This is a genomic window from Phycisphaerae bacterium (assembly GCA_035384605.1).
GTDB lineage: Bacteria > Planctomycetota > Phycisphaerae > UBA1845 > PWPN01 > JAUCQB01.
Map to the genome: position 1 here is coordinate 1 of DAOOIV010000075.1, position 21,095 is coordinate 21,095.

At 62.1% G+C, this 21,095-nt stretch carries 9 protein-coding genes; 4 read left to right on the plus strand and 5 right to left on the minus strand.

Annotated elements, in window-relative coordinates:
- Positions 1 to 1,227 (minus strand): vitamin K epoxide reductase family protein (locus tag PLL20_15200; GenBank protein HPD31338.1); only part of this gene is annotated, 1,227 nt, incomplete at its 3' end.
- A 928-nt stretch (positions 1,228 to 2,155) separates the two neighbouring features.
- Positions 2,156 to 4,801 (minus strand): family 10 glycosylhydrolase, encoded by a 2,646-nt coding sequence (locus PLL20_15205; GenBank protein ID HPD31339.1) that lies wholly within the window; start codon positions 4,799 to 4,801, stop codon positions 2,156 to 2,158.
- A gap of 358 nt (positions 4,802 to 5,159) precedes the next feature.
- On the opposite strand from PLL20_15205, the gene PLL20_15210 reads away from it, so the two are divergent.
- The 3 genes from PLL20_15210 (at position 5,160) to PLL20_15220 (ending at position 10,758) form a co-directional block, all read left to right on the plus strand.
- Positions 5,160 to 7,298: a DUF5696 domain-containing protein gene (locus tag PLL20_15210; protein ID HPD31340.1), complete on the plus strand. Its 2,139-nt coding sequence runs from the start codon at positions 5,160 to 5,162 to the stop codon at positions 7,296 to 7,298.
- Between the two features lie 62 nt (positions 7,299 to 7,360).
- Entirely contained in the window at positions 7,361 to 10,159 is a 2,799-nt protein-coding gene (locus PLL20_15215) for a hypothetical protein (protein ID HPD31341.1), read from the plus strand.
- Positions 10,156 to 10,758 carry a hypothetical protein gene (locus PLL20_15220; GenBank protein ID HPD31342.1) on the plus strand — a complete coding sequence of 201 codons (603 nt, stop codon included), beginning with the start codon at positions 10,156 to 10,158 and terminating at the stop codon, positions 10,756 to 10,758. The genes PLL20_15215 and PLL20_15220 overlap by 4 nt, the downstream gene beginning before the upstream one ends.
- A 111-nt stretch (positions 10,759 to 10,869) precedes the next feature.
- Here the strand turns inward: PLL20_15220 and PLL20_15225 are convergent, their stop codons facing one another.
- Together PLL20_15225 and PLL20_15230 are read right to left on the minus strand one after the other, a co-directional pair.
- The gene (locus PLL20_15225) at positions 10,870 to 14,259 is read right to left on the minus strand and encodes a polysaccharide lyase family protein (GenBank protein ID HPD31343.1); all 3,390 of its coding nucleotides are present in this window, start codon (positions 14,257 to 14,259) and stop codon (positions 10,870 to 10,872) included.
- A 1,050-nt stretch (positions 14,260 to 15,309) separates the two neighbouring features.
- A complete protein-coding gene (locus PLL20_15230; GenBank protein ID HPD31344.1) occupies positions 15,310 to 17,253 on the minus strand; it encodes a hypothetical protein in 1,944 nt (647 codons plus the stop codon).
- 153 nt (positions 17,254 to 17,406) lie between these two features.
- On the opposite strand from PLL20_15230, the gene PLL20_15235 reads away from it, so the two are divergent.
- The gene (locus PLL20_15235) at positions 17,407 to 18,222 is read left to right on the plus strand and encodes a M55 family metallopeptidase (GenBank protein ID HPD31345.1); all 816 of its coding nucleotides are present in this window, start codon (positions 17,407 to 17,409) and stop codon (positions 18,220 to 18,222) included.
- 729 nt (positions 18,223 to 18,951) lie between these two features.
- Here the strand turns inward: PLL20_15235 and fusA are convergent.
- Complete coding sequence (fusA, locus tag PLL20_15240) at positions 18,952 to 20,985, minus strand: elongation factor G (protein ID HPD31346.1); 2,034 nt, start codon at positions 20,983 to 20,985, stop codon at positions 18,952 to 18,954.
- Positions 20,986 to 21,095: the final 110 nt, after the last annotated feature.

A 21,095-nucleotide genomic window follows, 5' to 3' on the forward strand; every position in this document is an offset into this window, starting at 1 on the left:
CCTGTGGCCCAACTCCACGTCCTCGCGAATGCGATTCCGCACCGCCTCGCTTTGCATGTCCGCGACAAACCGGTCGCCGTCAAGCCCCAGCTTCACCGCCTCGGCCCGATAGTCGAGCGAAGCGAGATCCTCGGACCAGGCACGCACCTCGGCCAGCATCCTCCAGAACAGCTCGTTGCCCCCCTGAAGCCGGGCCGCCTCCACAGCACGCGCTGCCTCACACGAATGCGGCGAACCACGACCCGGGGCATATTGGTTGCAGCCGTCCGAAAGCGGAAAGTGCTTGAAAACCACGCGCAACCGACCGTCGCTACGCGGCAGAATGGTCTTGGTCAACAGATCCTCAAATTCCTTGCATCTTGAGCAGGTCAAGTCGCTGAATACGATCATCGTCAGTGGTGCGTCGGCCGGCCCGCCACGAAAAGGTGCATCCGGCGAGATGGGTATCTCCATCTTGTCCCGCTTCAAGTACATCCGGGCAAGTATCTCCGGATCCCCGACAACCTCATCGACAATACCCTTGTTCTTGGCCACCTCCAAGGCGAAAACCGCCGCAACGGCGATCGCCCCCCCGATCACCCCGAAACTCACGGCCAGAGCCAGCGTCACCAGCGCCAGCCGAGCCGTCGGATGCGGTGCCGCAGGTATCGCTCCAGAACCCGGGCAGTCACCCCTCAGTGCGTAAGCGGCATCCTTTCGCCACCGACGGGGGCATGTCACAAGCACGATCACCAGCAACAAGAAGTTGATTGCGTGAATCGTCAGGCAGCCTGCGCACCACGCCTTGACTACCCTGGCCATGATGTACATGAAGAAGATGGACCAGCCGTTTCCCGCCAGAACCGCGACGAACGGCACCAACTGCCACCGCCGCCCCAATTCGTTGGGGCAGCCCACTCCCAGGAACCAGGCAGCGAGAAAAGAAAAATACAGTAAACCCAGAATAGGCACGGGCACGCGGATGCCGCCGTGGCTGGGCGTCGCCGCCTTACCGTCACTCGACCGCGCGCCGTCTTGCTCCCCCTTCTTGGGTCTCGGCGGAACAGTGCTCCAACGGCTCGAGGCAATTCTGTCACAGCCTCCGCTCGCCGCATCACACATCGCCGTCAGCAGACTGCTGCTCGACTTTCCAAATAGATGGTGGAGCAGCATTTGAGTGCTCAGGTAAGCCCCGAACAGCGAAAGCCCAATGGCCGTGATGACGAGCAACCGTTTGAGCCAGATCACCGGCTTTCTCCTTGTCCCCGCTGCGCGGGGGCCCGCAAACCCCGGCGGCCGCCGATTCCACACCTTGCACAGCCCGCTCGGATTTCCCCGATAGCCGACTCCAGGGAATACGCCTTCCCGACCTCCGCGGAAGGGCGGATTATCTCACGCAGGCGGTACGATACAAGGGGGCCATGGGACAATACGCCCCAAGGCGTCCGTCACAGTCGGGCCAAGGGTGCCGCCGGCCGCCTCTCTGCCGGTTTCGTGACGGTACAGGCGGGGAAATCGCCAGTGCCTTCTGCCGCTCCGGGTCTGTGCAGGCGGAAAAGCCCCCGTGGCAAACGGAATATGACCCTGCGAAATGCGTCACGGTCACTGCCTTCACATCACGCATGAATGGACGGTATAGCCGGTCGACGCGGGCAAACATCTTGTCACCGGCCAAAGGCGCTTGTATCGTTTGTGTGACGACCTCAATGTCTTCTGCACTCGCGACTCCCCCCCACCGGCGACGGCCGCTTCAAAGCATCCGCGCCATGAACAGATTTTGTCGAGGAGATCTTCCCTGGCGGCCGATGAATTAAACGGCTTGTGTCAGGCCAAACGGCCGGGCGAGGGTCTCACCGTCGCCCGGATTCTTCGCCGGCCGCCCGACTCGCTGGGAAGATCGGCGGCTGCTTGTGGGGTTCCCAAACTGTGGAGGTTTCTTGCATGTGTCCATATAGCATTATCGCGATGCTCCTGGCGATCTTTCAGGCACTGGGCGCGATTTTTGGCGGCGCCTCGTAACCGGCGGGCACGGGAGAGAGGTTCAACAGGGACTTCCAGGGCCTGCCCGAAAAGCGGCGCCACCGCCCGCTGAACGCCAGCTTGACACGGCGTCCACGAGCAACGGTGCGTCTTCTTCTCTTCGGGCAGGCCCCCGTCTTGCGCTGAACGCTGGGATTCAATTAGCGCAGGCCGGATCCGGCGCCGTGTTCTCGCCGCTCATGCATCGCTGAAAGACGCTGAAATCGGCCTGGTCAACATCGTTGTCCGCGTCAAAGTCCTTCCCCTCGCAGCCGGCCAGAACGGATACGCCGGGCCCCGACGCGCAGATCTCGAACGCATCATAATCGTCCGCATCCACGTCGCAGTCGGCGTCGAAATCCGCACCAACAAGCGGTTTGAGCGTCAACCCTGCCTCCTCCGATGTGGCGCTGCCGGACCCGTTGCTCACCACGCAACGGTAGTCACCCGCGTCATCCGCGTCGGCACTCGAAACCGTCAAAGTCGCCGTCGTCACGCCCGAGTAGTGACCGCCGTCGCTCAGGTCGCTTTGATTCTTCTGCCACAGATATGAAAGAGGCATATCCCCTGTCGCCGATACCGTGAACGTGGCGGTGCCGCCCGGGCAGACGTTCTGGGGCGCCGGGTGCCGGGTTATCGCAGGCGGGGTGCCGCCGAGTACCAGGTCGTCCCTCCGAACACCGGCGGCAATGACCTGCACACTTGGATGCGTCACGACCGGGTAGCCGTCCTTGCCGGCCGTCACGCTGTAATATGTTCCCGAGGCACCAGCCGTGATGTTCGTAACGATGTAATAACCGCCGGCGTCGGTCTGCACGCTCGGGAGCGCCCCCACCTGAACGGTCGCATCGTCCACCGGCAGCCCGGTACTGCCGTCAGTGACTCGCCCGTAGAGTATCCCTTCCGTCGCCGTCGCCGGATCCTTCCAGGGCATCGGCGGAACCGGAACAGGATAGTGAAAGAAGTTCTCCGCCACGTACGGATACCAATCGGTCCACGTAAGCCCCGCGTCATTGGTCGTGGCATACGAATACGTACACAGACCGTCCGCACCCGCCGCCCGAGCGTACTCCATCTGAACGACGCTGTTGGCAAACGAGTTCATGTAGATGCCGGGTCCGATGATGGTCTGGCGGTTGTATCGCCACAAGTTGATACTGTTGTCCACCCAGTCGCGATAGGTCTGCGCGTAGGAACCGTCTTCATCGAAATAGGCCATCAGAACGGGCGAGTCCAGATACGCCTTTGACTGCCAGTCCTCCCAGTCGCTGAAGACCTCGTAGTAGGGCCGTGTGTTATGAAAATCGGTGCTGCACGGATGCCACGTCACGACCGCCGAAGAATAACGGACCGGCTGGCGCGGGTTGCTCGTGATCAGCGGGATCTCCCAGGTCATCCGGCGTACAACCTCGGTCACGGTGCGGCGCCGGAAATCGTCCCACTGAGTGTCACCCGTGGGACTGGGCACGTCGGTCCGGTTATAGATTCGCTGGAACCGCTTGAGGCTTGAGTTTTCGTAGCTCGTGTCCGCAGGATAACCGGAATCCCTGTTCGTGTAGCGGATGTAGTCCCAGTGGATGCCGTCAATCTCGTAGTCGGTCACCAACTCGCGCACGATCGAGGCAAGGTAATCCTGGACATCAGGTGAACCAGGGTCAAACTCATAGTAGCTGCCGACCTTTGCGACGGTCCCCATGTTGGCCAGCGGAACCTTGAGCCACTCCGGATGGGCGGCCAAAAAGGCGTTGCCCGGCGGCGGCCATTTCGACGACACCCGAAAGGCCACCAGCCAGCAGTGGACCTGGAGTCCGCTGGCGTGAGCCTGCTGAACCATGTAGGCGAGCGGATCAAAGGATTCCGTCACATAGACCGACCGGGCCACGATGTCGGACTTCCAGTATGCCCCGTGTGAGCCGACCTCGTTGTCGTGGAAAGCCAGCACTTCTGGTACTATCGCATTGTAGTTCCCCTGCACCGCCAGACTGATCATCTGATCGATCTGGGCGGCGTTCTGCATCCCTACATGAAAGACATCCACCCAGAAACCGCGGAATTCCGGCCGAATCTCCGCGAACACCGCCGTTACCGTCTTGTCCACGTCCATGGTCACGCTGGTGTCGGCGGACGTCGGATCGGCGACGTCCGAACCGGCTGAGACCGTCCAATGGCTGAACCGGTAGCCGGACGCCGGACTGGCCGCGATCGAAACCACGTCGCCCTCCAGGTAGCCGTATGGCCCGCCCTCGGCCGGCGTGGTCGTACCCGCCCCGGCCGGACTCACTGCCATCGTGAGACTGACCGGCTCGGGTTTGTAAAAGCGAACGGCGTCCGCATAAACCCGCGCCCCGGCGGTTGCCGACTGATTCGTCAGGCTGACGCGCCCGTTGGCCGACGAGCCCTCCAGGAATTCGAACGTGCCGAGCGAGACCCATTGCCCCGTGTTCGTCTGTTGGTTGACGAGAAAAGTCTGACTCCCGCCGTTGTAGTGAACTGTGTACCGGGCGTCGGTGATATGCGTGCCGTCTCCCGACGGATACCACACGAACACCTCGTAATCACCGCTTGCCGGAATGGTCGGTTGCCACTGAACCTCCCCGCTGGCCGTCGTGGCCGTGGTCGCACGCCGGTAATTCATACCGTATTCGCCGGTCCCGCTTGTTCGCGTGCTCCAAACCCCGGACAACGCAGTGAAGCCGGCGTCGGTGTTATCCACGATCACTTCCGCGGCCGGCAACACAGCCGGGACACCCAGAATCGCAAGATACCCCGTAACAACGAGACGTACCGGAAACGAGGGATACATCTTTCCGCTCCTTTCACATCAACCCGATGGGCGGGAGCCGCTCTCCATACACTACCGACGGTACTGCTTCGCTCTCCAGACAGCCGGCACATGATTCTCCAGCCGGCAAACGAACCGCCTTTATGGTAGCGTCAACGTACCGGCTGCGCCTAGTCCTTGGTTCACTTGCCATGGCGTGAAACGCCGCGAGAAACCAGATAGAATTACGCTTCATTTTGTCGAGTTGCTTGCGGAACAGCCGTGAGCCCTGCTTGTGCGCCTCAAAGCACGGGCCGATCGCTGTGAGCAGGCGGTATGGCGGCGTCTCGGTCGTCGCGGCGACCGGCATACGCCTTTTCACTGAAAGGAGCACTCAGGCATGCGATCCGTCGATTACCTTGTGCTCGGAGTCGGGCTGTGCGCTCTTGCACTGTCATCATCCGCAGCCGTCGGAAACGAAACAACCCTTACACTATCCAACCAGCACCTGTCGCTCGACATTGACCTCCGCCTCGACGGCGGGCACGTTGGACTAAAGGACCTCAAAACCAACCAGCTATACGAGGCCGCCGACTTCGGCATCGTCCGGGTCTACGACAGCACCGAGGACCGCACCCGGGTGCTGATCATCAGCCCTGACGTCGAGGCCTTCACGTGCAAGGTTACAATCGACCGCCTTACCGACACGCAAGCCGTTATCCGCCTGTCCACCGGCGCCGGCTCTGCCTCGGCCATGGGCACCCAAAGCTTCGGCATCTCGCTGGATGTCGAACTCACACTCAAAGACAACGCCCTGGAATACGCCATTCCGATCGCGAGTCTCAAAGAAAACCTGCCCCAGCGCTGGCGGCTCATGAATGTCGAGATCTTCCCCCACCTCGGAGCCACGCCGGCCGGCTCACCGGGCTACCTCCTCATCCCAAGTTGGTCCGGCGCCGTGTACTACTTCGACCGCAACCATCCGCGAGCCAATCCGCAATACACTCAACCCGGCCACGGCGACCCAACCACCGAGAGCGGCCTGCGAACGCGCTGGAGCTTCCGGCCCGACGCCCCCGCCGAGTACGGGACCATGATGTACGGCCTTCAAGCCGCCTGGGAGGACCAGTCACAGCAACCGGTGTACGCCACCATCCGCGACGGCGCAGGGCTGGCAGGAATCCTGCTCGGCGGCGAGTACGACACCGAAATCCGCGCCCGGCGAGACCAGGGCCCCAATCGCACCTGCTCGATCAACCCGATCTGGCACTACCGGCGGTATTGGCACTCCAAACTCGATCCCGTCGACCGGCGCGTGCGGCTGGTTGCCCTCGGTCCTGACCAAGCGAACTACTCGGGCGTCGGCAACCTGCTGCGCGACTACCTGATCGGCGAGAAAGGGGTCAAAACCCTTCGCCGGCGAGCCGAGACGAACGAAGAAGTCAAATACTTCGTCGATTCGATCTACCTGCGGGTGATGATGGGCATGAAGCGGTTCTCGCTCGACGGCCAGGGCGAGATGCGCTCTTTCCAGTCCTGGGACCAGTTCCGCGAGGCGATACCGCTGTTCCAGCAGGCCGGCTTCGAGAAGATCAACTTCGTGTTCGTCGGCGCCAACTTCGCCGGTCACGACGGAGCCCATCCGACGGTCTTTCCCCTCGAGCCCGCCCACGGCGGCGAACCCGCGTTCCGCAGAATGATGGAGCGGCTCAACGCGGCCGGCTACCGCGCGTGCTTTCACCTCAACTACAAGGATGTCTACCAGTGCTCGCCCGACTGGACGCCGCAGGCCATTCAGGTCAACGAATGGGGCGAGCTGCGCTACCACGGGGCCTGGATCGGCGGCTTCTCATATCAGGGCATCCCCCAGGAAATGCTCGAGCGGTTCGGTAAACGCGACCTGCCCAGATTGCGCGAACTGGGCCTGCGCGGGATGCACTATTGGGACGCCTGTCTGTCCGTCATGGAGGAGACCTTCCCGGCCCGAAGCGGCGTGCCCAACAACCGCATCATCACCCGCCGCGAATACGGCGAGGGAGCGATCGAATACTTCAGATACGCGGCCGAAATCTTCGGCACCGTCGGCTGTGAGACGAGCATCGTGCCGCTGCTCGGCATCATCGTGAACGCAGGAAACACCACGTATCCCGGCGACGGCGCATCCCGCAAGTTCCCGGGCAACGGTTTCTGCGAGGCTGGCCTCATCGACCACTGGGTGCCCATGCAGCACGTCGTCTACCACGGCCTGTGCTGCTACGGCGGCGGCGCCGAACTGGCCGGACGCACCGGCTACGAGTTCAACGCCGCCCCCACCAGAGAGGAGATCGACAAGATCCGCAAAGAGTATCTCGAGACGCAGCAATGGAACGGCCCGCTGGTTTACGAATTCATCACCGACCACCACATGCTCGCCCCGGGCGTCTTCCGAACCACCTTGTCCGACGGCACGAAGATCTACGTCAACAAGACCGGCCAGGATTGGACCGGTGAAGGTGTGACCGTCACGGCGAAGAAGCATCTGATCCGACATCCCCGGTGAAGCAGCAGGGTGGTAATATGAGTATTTTCGGAACCCGAGACCGTGTGTATTAGAGCCCGCTCATGACACCGTTCTCTCGCCCGATCCTGGTTGTTCTCGTCGGTGTTGCTGTTGCCGCGTCTGCCTGTTCAGCACCGTCCGACCGCCGGATTACCATCGCCGAGTGGACCATTGCCGAACAACTCGGCCGCCGTTGGGATGAGCAGTGGATCGCGCGGCTGGTCTGCGTGCCGCCGGATACTCGGGACAAATGGATGCTCGCGGTCGTGGACGAGAACGGCCGTGAGGTTCGCTCGGATTTCGGGGCTGCGGACGTAAACCCCGACGGCAGCATCGCGAAGGCACTCGTGATGGTGCGCGTGGCACTGGACGCAGGCCAAACCCGGCGATTCCGCATCGTCAGGCGGGATCCGCGAGAAGGGTTCTCGGTTGCGGTCGTGCCGGACTTCGGCCCTAAGTACCATGAACGGCGGATCGACTACGACTTCGCTCGAGTCCACTCCTGGTCAGGCACCCAATCATTCGATCCCCCCGTGCCTGTCGAAGAAGTCGGACCACCGATCCGGAGTGTGGAGGCAAACAAGCCGTCGATCCGAAGCTCGCAGGTTTATTTCCAGCTCAAAGGGCTGCCGCCGTTGCGAAGCATCAACGCGGTTGGGCTTCCGCGGACTTCGTTGATCGACTGGCGCGAAGCGAAGTACGAGTGTGCCGACGGCAGCGAGTATACCTGCCGTTACGGGACCATCCCGGACGAACCCGTCGTCGTCGTTCATGAGGATTTTCGAAAGCTGGATGCCGGCGAGATGGTTGTGGAGCTGAGTGACCCGGCCGGTCTGACACACGGTCACGGCCGAGGCCGTCTTGCCCCACCCGGCGAAGGCAAACTGACCAGCGGCTACGCAATCGATTTCTCCAAGGAATGGACCGGACGGATCCAGCCTTTCTATGCCTGGTGGAAGGACTACGGCCTCTGGTGGGCGGCATATCGGCCGGAAGGCGGATATGTCGGAATCCTGCCGCTCAAACCCTCCGAATGGGCCAACCCCGCTCCGAACGTGATCCGGATCAGCACAGGCCCCGGCGGCCGTGCACGGGCGGTTCTGCCGTTCCATCAGGGTGCGCGAACCTGGGCGATCGTGCTCTCTCCGGCGGCGGAAGCCCTGCGCAACAAACCCACTGGCGCCAGCCTGATGATGCTCCAAGCGGTTCGCCTCGGGCAGAACCCGCTCGACAGGGTCAAAGACATGGTGCTCAACTGGCCGGGTATGGACGAAATCGAGTATCCGCATCTGCTGTGCAGGCCGGCGGACATCCCGGCTATCCGCGGCAAGGCCCGGACCCATCCGCTGTTCAAGCGGGTATTGGAGGATCACCCCGATGCTCCTGAAGACCCGGTCGGACTGTACCTGGCCACAGGTGACGAGCGCGTTGCCCGACGCGCCATCGACGAACTGATGACGCAGCTTCGCAAGTGGGTGGACGAGGCGCTCGAAGGCGGCAACTATGGCGAGAGCCTGTGTGCCATCCCGTTCACGCGTCCATTGAGGACACTGGCCTTGTCCTTTGATGTGCTGGCATCGAGCCCGAGCATGACGGCAGCCCAGCGCAACTGGTGCCTTCGGACCTTCGCGTTCTTCGCATACTGCCTCTACGACGAGAATCGCTGGCCGGGCCGGAATCAGGGCTTTCATCGCGGCAACGTGAACTTCCACAGCGACGACTACACCTGCCGGGCTGCGGTAGCGGCTCTGCTCAAGGGACATCCCAAACAGAAGGAATGGATGGGCTACGTCGAGCGCGAAATGCGGCTGGAGTTTGACCAATGCGTCTCGCCCGGCGGTGCGTGGTGCGAAGCTCCCAACTACCAGGGCTTCACGATGCACTACCTGATCATCGCCATGCGGCTGATGCAGTTGAACGGCTTCGCCGATTTCGCCGACGAGCCGCGGTTTCGGGAGACGATGGACTACTTCTTTCGCATCCAGACGCCGTTTGACGGCCGCGCAGGCTGCCACATGTTGCCGACGGTGGGCGACACGACCTCCTCCTATCACAGCCAAAGCCTCCAGAACGTCTTTGCATGGACCGCCGCCCTGCTGCGAGAGAAAGATCCGACCTTCGCCGGACGCATGATGCACGCGTGGAGACGCGGCGGGTCGGTCCTTTTCGGCAAGCACGGCCTGGGCTTCGGACAGGGGTGGCTCCAGCCGTTGCTCCTGATCGACCCCGATATTCCGGAGGTTGCTCCGCCTACCCCGCTGACGAGCGAACGACTGCCGGGCTACGGCGTCCTGTTCCGCAACAAGTACGGCACAGACCGCGAATCATACTTCCTGTTCAAGATGGGGCCGATCGACCAGCACTTTGACTGCGACGAAGGGAGTTTTCACTGGTATGCGCTGGGTCGGCCGATTTCGCTCGACTTCGGCTCCATGTACCGGCCGAGCATCGAACAGCCCTGGCTGCACAGCACGCTCGACTTCGATCGGCGCCGAGTCTGGGGCCAGGGCGAAATCTCGCAATTCGTCTCGCTGCCGGATGTGGACTTCTGCCGGGGCGAGATTCTGGTCAGAAGCCTGCAGCGCGTGCCGGATCTGCCGGAAGGACCCCTGCCCCCCGGCGTGAACGGCGAGATCAAATGGAACCGCTATCAGATTCCGTGGCGTCGGGAGGTCCTATTCGTCAAAGGACCCGACTACGTCGTGATCCGCGACGACGTGGGAACAGACGCCTCACGGTTCTCCACAGGCTGGACGGTGCAGGTTTTGGCGTCAGACGTCGAGGTGACCGGGCCCATGGCCCGATGCAAGGGCCAATACGGCATCGACATGGCGGTTCTGGTGGCCGAACCGCTCAGTTGACCACCAGTCGGTGGGGCTACGAGAGCGAGCCGGCGCCGGCTTGGGTCGCACCGGATCCAATGCCCGCCGTCGCAGAGAACCAGATTGCCCTTCATGTGACGGCGCCGGCCGACGCCGACTATCTGGCAGCGCTGGTTCCGCACAAGCAGGAGGAGCCGCCGCCCAAGCCGGCGAGCCCCGGACCGGGAGTGTTAACTATCGAGCACTCAGCCGGCCGCGACCTGGTATTCTTTTACCCTGACGCGCAGCGGCAAACGATCGACGCCGTGACCTTCGACGGCCGCGTTGCTGTCGTGAGCAAAACCGAGCAGGAGACGATGATTCACATTCTTGATGGCCGCTTCATCGGAACCGCGGGAATCACGGTCCGCTGCGAGGGACCGCTGACGCTGCGCCTTGCGGACGACCGCATCACCGGTGTTACCGACGGCCCGGCCAGGACCTGCACGGTCAACTGCCCCGCGATTCAGGGAAGGACACCCCGCGCGACAATCGATGGGCAGGATGCTCCCGTCGATGCTCGGAATACCGGAGAACTTGGCCTCCGGCTCCCGGCCGGCCGCCACGAATTCAGCTTATCCACAGTCACGAACCGATAGTCTTCAACCCGCGACTCCGATCGCCGGCACTCGTTTAAGAACCACCGGTTCCCACCCTTTCGGCCAATAGCTGACAAGCAAAAACTGACAGCTTCCCTTGACCGCTCACAGCTATTCGATTCTCACCGCCGCCATCGAATCGGCCTTCACCGGCACCTTGAGTTCGCCGTTGCTGAACTCGGCCGGTCCCTGATCGCGCTCGACGAGGTCGCAGAGCACGGCCTTTTTGGCGTCGGGCAGAACGGTCTTGACAACTGCGGTCGTGTCTTTCCCGGCGGTTTCTCGGAGGCGAATGATCACACCCCGGCCGTCGTCGGCATCCTTGAAGGCGGTGAGCATGACGTTGGCCGGGCCAACCTGGCAGAAGCTCGCGCTCGCAGGCAGGCCCTTCTTTCCTCGGCCGGGGTGAAGCCGGATCGACCGCATCGGCTGGACTGCCGCCTCGCCGAAAACGCACGCGGACTGCGGATCGAACGACTTGCCGCTGGTCAGGTCAAATCGGAAGGTAAAGTTTCCGTCCTGGCCGGCCTTGTAGTTGGTGAACCAGTAGTTGTTCAGACAGTAGGCGAAGATCGTGCCGTTGGTGATCGGCAACGTGTCCAGCCACTTGCCCGGCGTCAGGTCACACAACGTGATCAGCGGCGTGTCCACCGGCGACCAGATTACCGCGGCGTCGTCCGTGTGCACCGTGACCCACCTCTGCACGGCAAACCAGTCGCGGCAGCCGCCCGGCAGGTGCTCGTCATTGGGTTTGACGTGCCCGCCACCGATTTCGTAGCGGAACCGGGGGTTGGCCCCCGCGAACGGGAATGCGACGTACAGCGCCTCGCGGTCGAAGGTCATCTCCTTGTTGAGCCGGACGACGAACTGGATCCGGCGCTCCTGCTCGTAGAGAATGGTCTCAAGTTCGACGCTGCGGAAACCCTTCATCTCAGCCTTGCACTTGGCGCTGCTGAACAGCGGGCCGCGAGCCCCCGCCTCGACGCTCTTGCCGGTCAGTTCGTTGAAAACGATCTTGGCGGGGTCCGGACCCCACCATTCCTTTTCGCCGGTGAAATCACCCCCCACGCCATAGATCACCTGTCCCAGCTTGTACTTGCTCGACTGATCGACCAGTTCCTTCTTGAGCATCTTGTCGAAGATGCTGGCCACGGCGGCAGTCTTGGGATCGAAGGTCACCCGGTAGAAGTCGTTCTCAAGCACGTTGTCCTTGAACCGGGCCGGCGGATTCGCAAGCTTGCCGGTGTCCTTGGCCACGCGGTATGTCCGGTACCCGACGGGCGGGACGTCGCGGGCCAGCAGTGCGACGGTGACGTTCTCCAGCACGTCCTCCTTGACCACCTGCTGCGGCAGCGGGCCGTCTTCATCCATGACCAGCATGTGCCGCGGAATCTCCGCATGGACCACGCCGGTGCGAACGCTGCCCGAGGGGTTGAACACCAGCAGTGAGCCCGCCGGCACATTGACCCGAGCCGCCAAGCGGTTCAAGCCGCGACTCATGAGTTGACGGATCTGCCTCGCCGCATCCGTCGCATAGGCCGCCTTAACCGCGAACTGACGCGTGACGAAATCCGAGGTCGGCGCGCTGATGCTGTTCCATGCTCCCCAGGTATGCTCGTCGTAAAGCAGAATGTTGTCCCAAACGCGGTTGAAAGCGCTTTGAGCACCGGTCGTGGCTTTGTCCTTGCCGCCGGCCGCCCAGATAGCCTCGGCGGCCACCGCATCCTGATGAGCGACACGGTTGACGGCCGTCTCGAACGCGCTGGAAGCCGCTCCGTCCTCCCACCAACTGCCGCCACACCCGCGGACGGTCGGAATCTTGTCCGCGAAGTTCTTCTCGATGTGCTCGAAGAAGTGGTTGTTGGCGCAGAGAATGACCTTCGGATACGCATACCGCTTGCTGTATTCGGTGAGCGACTCGGCAATTGCCCGACCGATGGCGACGTTGTCCGAGTAGGCCCCATGCAGCAGGATCGCATCGAACGGGTAGTCCTCGCGATGGTCCCACCAGTACAGGTCCTTCTCGATCGCCGCCCGCATCCGCTCGGGCCCCTCGTTCAAGCCGATTTGCCCCGCCTGGGAGTATCCCGGCGTGAACCAGGTCAGCACTTTGCTGCCATCACGGGCTTCCCACCAGAAGGGCGACTTGTGGTGCAGGTTCTGCTTGAGCAGCGGTGCGCGGATGCCGTTGATGCCCACGCTGACGTAACGGATGCCCGCCCCGGCCAGGATCGTCGGAATGCTCCACACGTGGGAAGGTGCGTCAGTGAGCGTGAAACTCTCGAAGGGCACGCCGTGCTGGCGATGCAGCCGGGCCGAGTAGTACAGGTTGCGAACCAGTTCCTCCTCCGAACACAGGCCGGTCAGCATGTTGAGATAGCCGGCCTCGATGCCCACGCGACGATTCTTGCTCGCCTCGTAGAGCTCCTTGTGACGCCACTGCGGCCGGTCACGAAACCACATCTGCGCCGCCCACGAGGATTCGAGGTTCCAGTGGTATAGCGGGAACTCCTGGATGAGCTGCAGGGCAAGGTCGGTATTACGGTTGTGCAGCGCGATGACGTTCTCCTGCAGATCGGTGTAGCCGATGTCCGTGTGCGTGCTCGGCGCGCAGAAGATGTGCCACTTGCGCTGGGGCTTCTGATCCACGGTGACCACGGCGGTCTGCTTCCCACAGATGGCCCGGATCACCAGCGAACGCGTGCTCTCGGCCGGCGGTATGAGCACCTGCCCGCTCAGTGTTCCCAGCGACGCCTGCGCAAGCCTGCCGCTTGACAGAAGACCGTCACCGGTGCGAACCTCGATCACCACCGGCTCACTGCTCAACACGCCGGCAACGTAGCAGTTGAACTCCTGCAGCAGCCGACCGTCCCGCTCCACGAAGAAGATGCTCGGTGTAACGGCAAGCTCCAGCGCCGAAGCGACCTCTTTCGGCAAGCGGGCCAGCGTGATCGCATCATAAAGAAACCACGAGCCCCTTGTGGCGGTGATTGTGATCTTGTTGGCCCCCTGCTTGAGTACGCTCGTGTTGCAGAAAAACCGCAGCGTGCGATTCTTGCCCTTCTCCGGCCGGATCAGCGTCGGATCGCCGGTCCCGGGCGTCAAAGCCACCTCGCCTCGCTGGCCGTTGATCTCCACGATCAGCCGCGGCGGGGCATCGGCGTGTGCGTCGACGAGATCGACTCGCAGCTCACAACCGTCATCCGGCACTGCGGCCAGCTCGAAGTTGATGGTGAACGGGTGTTCGCGCTTGCCGGCCCAGGCATCCGCCGGACCCGGATGGATGAAGGGGAAATCCTTCGCCGGGTCGCTCTTGCCGACCGTGAATTTCACGCCGTCGGGAAACGTCTTGCCAAAGTCGGCGAGATTAGTGAGGTGGGCCAGGTCGCGGTAATCGTTATCCGCCCGGCCGATCTGCCAAACGACCTGGGTTTCATCTGCCGCGACAGCCGGCGTGATCAGTGATACGAGTACCAGACCTGCGATCAGACCGCGAAACATTAGACACCTCCCATCTCATAAGGATACGGAACTGATTTCGGCACGCGAGCGGCACTACCTCTGGCCGGCTATTCTACATGGCTCGACGCCAGGGGGGAATACCACGAGCGAGGCGTGATTCGTGCGTGTTGAATCGAGACGTGGCGCGCTGCTTTAAAACCTCACGGCCAGACGTGTGTGCAGCTTGTGCGCATGTTGCTGAATCGCAGGTCAGCTTGGGTTGCAACCCGCAAGAAGGCGGTCCGCCTCAGGCTCAACCCCACTCCCCTTTCCTTCCGCGTCGTTTCCTACGCTGATCCTTCGACTCAGGCTCCTTCCCTCCATGGTCGTGACCCGCTTCGTCGGTACGACGAGCTCGTTCGACCCCGTCCGGACCGGTCCCGCCCCTAACGGGCCACCCGTTGTCCGGCTTTCGGCCGCCACCGGAACGGGTCTCCCGTGTTGCATCTCTTCTCCTCGCAAATATGCCATCGCTACTGCCCCGGCGGACCCATGGAGCTTTTGCCATTCCGCCTTGTTCTCGCTTGGGGGCGAGGGCTCCGGTCTCCACAGCGGTAGCCTTCCTCCTTGGACCATGGGGTCCGCATCCGCAAGCTTTGTTTCCGAGCTTGCTCGGCGTTCCCTCAGGTCACGGCCTGCCTGCTCGCCAGGCTGCCTTCAGCAACCCTTCTCGTCGAAAGCTTCGTCTCATTTTTACTTCTCTGTTTCGACTGTTACCGGGTGGAACAACTAATCCCGGGCAGGACTCTCGCCGACTGAAGAACAACGCCTTTTCAGGGCAGACGATCCGTGACAGACTTCGCGGCAAACGCGAGGGTTCACCTTAAGAACCGCGACCGTAAAGGAGCGACCTTCTTATGTCGTGGCAACCTTGTGGTTTGCCCCTCGTTTGCGCTCGAGGTTCCGAGAGAGCCACCTGGACTGCCGCAGACCCGGGCGGTCCCGGCGCATCGCCTCTTGCCCTTGCCTGAACTGTCTGCCGAGCGTTCGTGCTTGCCGGCCCGTTCACAAGTCGAGAAAGAGCCCGGTTGGCGGTTGACCATGGGCCGCTCACTGCGGCGGGCCGGGCTTGATGTCCTCCTTGGGCGGCAAAGGCGGTGCGGCTGTGTAGGGGCTTGGCCATACCAGACAGAGCGGTTTATCCGCCTGGGCCGCACCTGTGGCGGGAGCTGTCGCAGACACTGAGTAGAAAGCCTGTGAACGGTCACCTGCCTTGGAAAGATGCAGTCCGACCAAGGCCATCGGCGGCGACTGGATGCCTGCCGGCAGGGCGTAGAACAACGGCTTGTCAGCCGTTTCGCCCGCTCCAGAGGCCGTGTCACCGACGATGAGAGTCATTGCGCCATCTGCGGACTTATGCTGATAGACCGGCACGCTGCCCGCGAACTGCCGATCGGGCGCGAAAAACGCGATCTTCGGGAAGTCCCGGCCGGGCGTTACACTGTCCCACCGCCCCAGCATCTGCTTGCCGGGCTCGAACGAAAGCTCGTACACGGGGGCCGGCAAAGCCAGGCGATCATCGTTCAGGTCGAGCTTATACATGATCTGATTGTAGTCATACCACGGTGTGAGCATCGGCGTGCCTGAGACAAAAGCCGTGTACGTGCCCTCAAAATAGATGAACCGCCCGTTATCCTTGGCGAACAGCGGGTGCTGCTTGGGGTTGTAGAAGCTGTATTTGTCGTGGGTGATGATTTTGCGGCCGTAGACCCACGGCCCCAGCGGCGTGTCGGCCTCGAGATACCACAGTTCGCCGAGCATCGATGTGCCCATAATCTCGGAGGCGATCATCACCCATCGCCGGCGGTACTCGTTCCAGCAGACCGAGGACCCGTGCAGTTGGAAGCGTTTGCCCGTCTCGACGTCGGTCGTCTGGATCAGCGCCTCTTCCTGTTTGAGCAGCCCGTCCTTGATCATCCTGGCAAAGTCGGCCGGTGTGAGCCCGGGCGTGTTCCTCTTCCATGCATAACGTAACGCACCGTCAGGACGCCGGTCGAACGTGGGAGATTCCACGCTGCTGCCATGGACGAGTGGGGTATATGCTTCATAGTTCGCAGAATCTCTTAGCAGCCGGGCGTCGGCAGCGATGCGTACGAACGGGTAGCCGGGGTCATAGTAAACGAACCGTCTGCCATCGACCTCGCACCTGAACGGATGTCCCGCCGGCCTGACGGGCGCCTTAAGGTCGAATTCGACGACCTTTTCGAAGATCTCCTTCTGGTCATCAAAGAGCATGAGGCCGCGTTCCTGGGCCTCCATGGCGGTATTGACTCGGGCATACAATGCGTAGAGGCGTTCGCGCCCGGACTCATCGGGCAGGGTAACCAAGCCGTCCAGCCAGACGGGTCCGGGACCGGGGTGAGGAGCCATCTCCTTTACGAAGCCGTTGTCGCGAAGGAAGTAGTCGTAATCGATGCCGACGTCCGGATCGAGTCCGCCGGCCGAGGGCAGGGCCGAGGTGGCCCCGGTCATGTGAAAATTGCCCAGCGGGTAGGCCGGCCAGCTCGTGTCACCCCACATCCAGAAGAGCCTGCCGCGATAGACCGCCCCTTGTATGCTGTCACAGCCGAGGACCCGCCCATGCAACAGCGGTTCTCTGATCGGGGGTTTCAGCCCGAGCAGGACGGTGTCGCGGTAGATGCCGCCGCCAGTGAGGCGGTACAGCCGTTGGGCGACGTTGATCCGGTTGATCTTGAGGACGGTGCTGCCGCCGGGTTTGATGTCCAGGGCCGTCCCGGCCATGCCGAAACCGTCCTTGGGATACTCATAGCCGTGGCTCTTGACGGTGAAGAACACTCGCTGATCCATGAGTCCGGGCTCATAGAAAGCGACCAGGCCGTTGCTGTCCGTGTAGTAGCGGACATTGTGGGTGGTCGTCAGCTCCACCAGTGGGACGCCCCGGCCGGTCTGGGCGTCAACGACCTGGATCTTGAAGTAGTCCGCGGGCGACAGTACCGCCAACCGGCAGATCAGCAGCAACTGGCACAACAGCATTGGGTGGTGTCCTCCGAGGCAATGGGGACAACTACTTGCACTTGGCGAGAGTTGTACCCGCTTGGGGCAAGTGCGGCAAGGCGATTGGCGGTCGCCGGCGGTTCGTTGGTATACTGCAACCTCGGTTTTCGGCTGAGGAGGAGCACCTGACGCATGAATATCTTCATCTCCGCCGACATGGAAGGTATCTGCGGCGTATTCGGCCTGCATCAATGGGAATCAGGCGGATCCGGTTATGAGCGGGCATGCGAGTGGATGGCAGCAGAGGTGAACGCCGCTATTGAAGGAGCCGTGGCGGCCGGTGCCCGTCGGATTGTTGTCAAAGATGCCCATTGTGACGGGAACAACATTGATCTGGAAAAGCTTCATCCTGCGGCTGAGCTGATCAGCGGCTGGGGACCGCTCAACAGCATGGTCGAAGGCATCAGCCCCGAGTTTCACGCCCTGATTCTGATCGGCTATCACGCCCGGGCAGCCACGGCCGACGCCACGTTTGCACATACCTGGTCGCGGAACGTTCTGGAACTGCGGGTCAACGGAACGCCGGTGGGCGAAGCGGAGTGGGCGGCGGCGTTTGCCGGACATTTCGGCGTGCCGGTGGCGATGATCACGGGAGATGACAAGCTGGCCGACCAAGTGCGCGAGACCATCCCGGCAGGTTTCGAGTTTGTGGTGACCAAGACAGGCTGGTCCTTCAACGCCGCCCAGATGCGGCCGATCGCCATGGTTCGACAGGAAATACGCGAGACGACCGGAAGGGTTTTGTCGCAACCACGTCGTCTACCCGTGTACCGCCCATCGCTGCCGGCAACGATCACCGTACGTTTTCGCCAGTGGGAGGGTCTTCACGCCTGCGAGGCGCTCCCCAACGTCAGGCGACTCAGCGTGGACACTTTCGAATACGCGGCCGCCGATTTCATCGAAGCCCACAAGTACTTCTCGACACTGAATCGCCTGGCCAAGCCTTGATCGACAAAGCGGAAAGCGGGCTGATCCTGCTTTGCAGCCCAATGCCAAGCAAGCCGCTGAAAGAGAGCCCGCCTCGTGTGTTGACGAATCACATGGAGACGCCACCGCGTAATCTTGCAGCGAGGGGCAATCCGCAGGCGTTCAGCGCATCCAGCCGAGTTGTCGAAGCCCTTTCTGGCAAAGGCCCTGCACGTCAAACCAGCCAATCAGCCTCTGCGTTGCGTACGGCAGCGCCCGGGAATGAAGAATGGCGAATGCAGAATTGAGAACGGGGTTTGTTCCCCCCGAGCGGCGAAATGCACCGGCATAGTGTTTCCGTTCGAGCCAAGAGTCTCGAGAGGTAGATCGTCTCCATGGCTCCTTCCGATCTTTCCCGGTCGGTCTTATGCAACCGGAAGGCAGGACCGTCCCAAGGGCACCAACGTCCGGGCCTGGGCGCTGATCTGGGACACGTTGCCAGGAGGCGCAACCATCGTCGCCCGTGCCGGCATCGACCTCGCCGCCAGCTGTCTGTGCGGCCTCCGTCAGCATACCGGCCACGCTCCGGCCAATGGCATTCGGAGGCACGGCACTGATGAAAAGGTGATCCTGGCAGCGAGAGCAAGAACCCGCGAATGAGGCGCGCCTCGCGACTGCCCGCCACCCGGCGGCAGGCCTGCGCAGACCGCCATCGGACACGCGACGTGCCCGCGCGCGAAATGCAAGCGTTCAGGTCGGTCGAGCCGCTGATCAGGCCCTTGCCTCTTCGCGGGCTTTTCTGGCGTTCTCGATGATCTGCTGCTGGATGTTGCCGGGAACGTTCTCGTAGTGCGACAGTTCCATAGTAAAGCTGCCTTGGCCTCCGGTGATGCTGGACAGCCGCGAGTGGTAGTCGGACATCTCGGCAAGCGGAACCCGGGCGGAAATGACGCTCAGGCCGCCAGGGAGCATTTCCTGGCCTTCCGGCCGACCGCGACGCGACGCGAGATCGCCCTGGATGTCTCCCACCTTATCGTTCGGAACGGTCACCTCGACGTGCACGATCGGCTCCAGGAGCACCGGCTTGCACTGCATGAAGGCCTTCTTGAAGGCCTCGCGGCCGGCGATCTGAAACGCGATGTCCTTGCTATCAACGGGGTGCGTCTTGCCGTCAGTCAGCCGCACTTTCACGTCGACGACCGGATAGCCGGCGAGCACGCCCTCCTTCATCTGGGCCTGAATACCCTTGTCCACACTCGGGCGGAACGACAGGTCGATCGCTCCGCCAAAGATTTCGTCAATGAACTCATAGCCCGCGCCGCGCTCGTTCGGCTCCATGGCAATGATGACCCTGGCGAACTGGCCTGCACCGCCGGTCTGCTTCTTGTGCGTGTACTCGACGTCCTTGGTGCTGCCGGTGATCGTCTCGCGATAAGGGATCTTGGGCGGCTTGGTATTGACCTCGAGCTTAAAGTACTGAGCCATGCGCGACAGAATCGACCGCAAATGCAGGTCGCCCACACCGCGGATCACCAGTTCGTGCGTCACCGTGTCGCGATCGGCGATGAAGCAGGGGTCTTCATCACAGAATCGAGCCAGGGCCCCGCTGACCTTGTCGGCGTCACCGCGACTCTTGGGCTCAATGGCCAACGAGAACATCGGGTGCGGGAACTTAGGCATGGCGATGGTCCCGCCGCCGGCCTCGAATCGCACGACGTCGCCGATGTGGGCCTCGATTTTGGCCATGGCGATGATGTCGCCGGCAATTCCCTCATCGATCTCGGGGTGCTCGGCCCCCTGCAGCTTGTGGAGCTGTCCGGGCCGCTGCGATTTTCGATCGTCGCCAACATAGATCTGCGAATCGGACTTGAGGCTGCCGGCATGGATCCGGCAGACGGAATACTTGATATTGCTCTTTGGGTCACTGAAGACCTTGAAAACCTGCCCCACGAGCTTCTCGTTCCTGTCGGGCCTGACGGGCGTTTCAGTTTCATCGACCTTGAGAACGCGCTGTTTGCCTTCGAGGGGTGAAGGGGCAAATTCGGCGATAACGTCAAGGAGTTCAGACACGCCCACCTCACCGCGAGCGTCGGTGAACAGGATGGGAACGAAGGTTCCGGCCACGATCGCTTTGGCTACTACGGCGCCAAGCCTGGTCACGTCGACCTCGCCGGTTTCGAGATACTGCTCCATCATAGCCTCGTCGGCCTCGACGACGCGTTCGATCAGAGCGGTATGCGCCGAGGCCACATCCAGAATATCCGCCTGGCCGTCGCTCTGCTGGAAACAGTCGATCACCGCCCTACCCTTTTTGGCCGGCAGGTTCATCGGCTGGCACTCGTTGCCGAAGAGTTCCTGCACGGCGGCGACGACGCCGGCGCAGTCGGGGTTGGCCTCGATCTTGTTGATCACGATCATTCTGCCAAGGCCGTGCTCCTTGGCCCGCTCCATCATCCGGCGGGTGTTGACTTCGATGCCCGCCGTGGCCGAGATAACGCAAATGGCCGTTTCGACGCCGGCCAAGGCTGCGATCGCGGGGCCGATGAAATCCGGAGCGCCGGGGGTATCCACAACGTTGATCTGCCTGCCCTTGTGGGTGACGTGTATAAGGGCGGAATCAATCGAGCAACCTCGGTTCTTCTCCTCGTCCATGAAGTCGAGGTAGCTGCTCTTGGCATTGACGTCGCCCAACCGGTTGGTCGTCCCAGTCGCATGAAGGATGGCGTCGCCCAGCGACGTCTTACCCGAGGATTGGTGGCCGACGAGGGCCACGTTCCGGATGTCAGTCGTACTGTAGTTTGGCATCTAAATCTCCGCTCGCAGCAAACGACCCGGTACCCACCGTCCGGGTAACAAACGAATTCCAGGTCAAGTCGGCAACAGCCCGGCTATTGTATTGAGATTGATACTTGCCA

Bases quoted from the DNA above. Each gene is read 5' to 3' on its own strand.
- PLL20_15205 (HPD31339.1), bottom strand. From the start codon at position 4,801: ATGTATCCCTCGTTTCCGGTACGTCTCGTTGTTACGGGGTATCTTGCG.
- PLL20_15210 (HPD31340.1), top strand. From the start codon at position 5,160: ATGCGATCCGTCGATTACCTTGTGCTCGGAGTCGGGCTGTGCGCTCTT.
- PLL20_15215 (HPD31341.1), top strand. From the start codon at position 7,361: ATGACACCGTTCTCTCGCCCGATCCTGGTTGTTCTCGTCGGTGTTGCT.
- PLL20_15225 (HPD31343.1), bottom strand. From the start codon at position 14,259: ATGTTTCGCGGTCTGATCGCAGGTCTGGTACTCGTATCACTGATCACG.
- PLL20_15230 (HPD31344.1), bottom strand. From the start codon at position 17,253: ATGCTGTTGTGCCAGTTGCTGCTGATCTGCCGGTTGGCGGTACTGTCG.
- PLL20_15235 (HPD31345.1), top strand. From the start codon at position 17,407: ATGAATATCTTCATCTCCGCCGACATGGAAGGTATCTGCGGCGTATTC.
- fusA (HPD31346.1), bottom strand. From the start codon at position 20,985: ATGCCAAACTACAGTACGACTGACATCCGGAACGTGGCCCTCGTCGGC.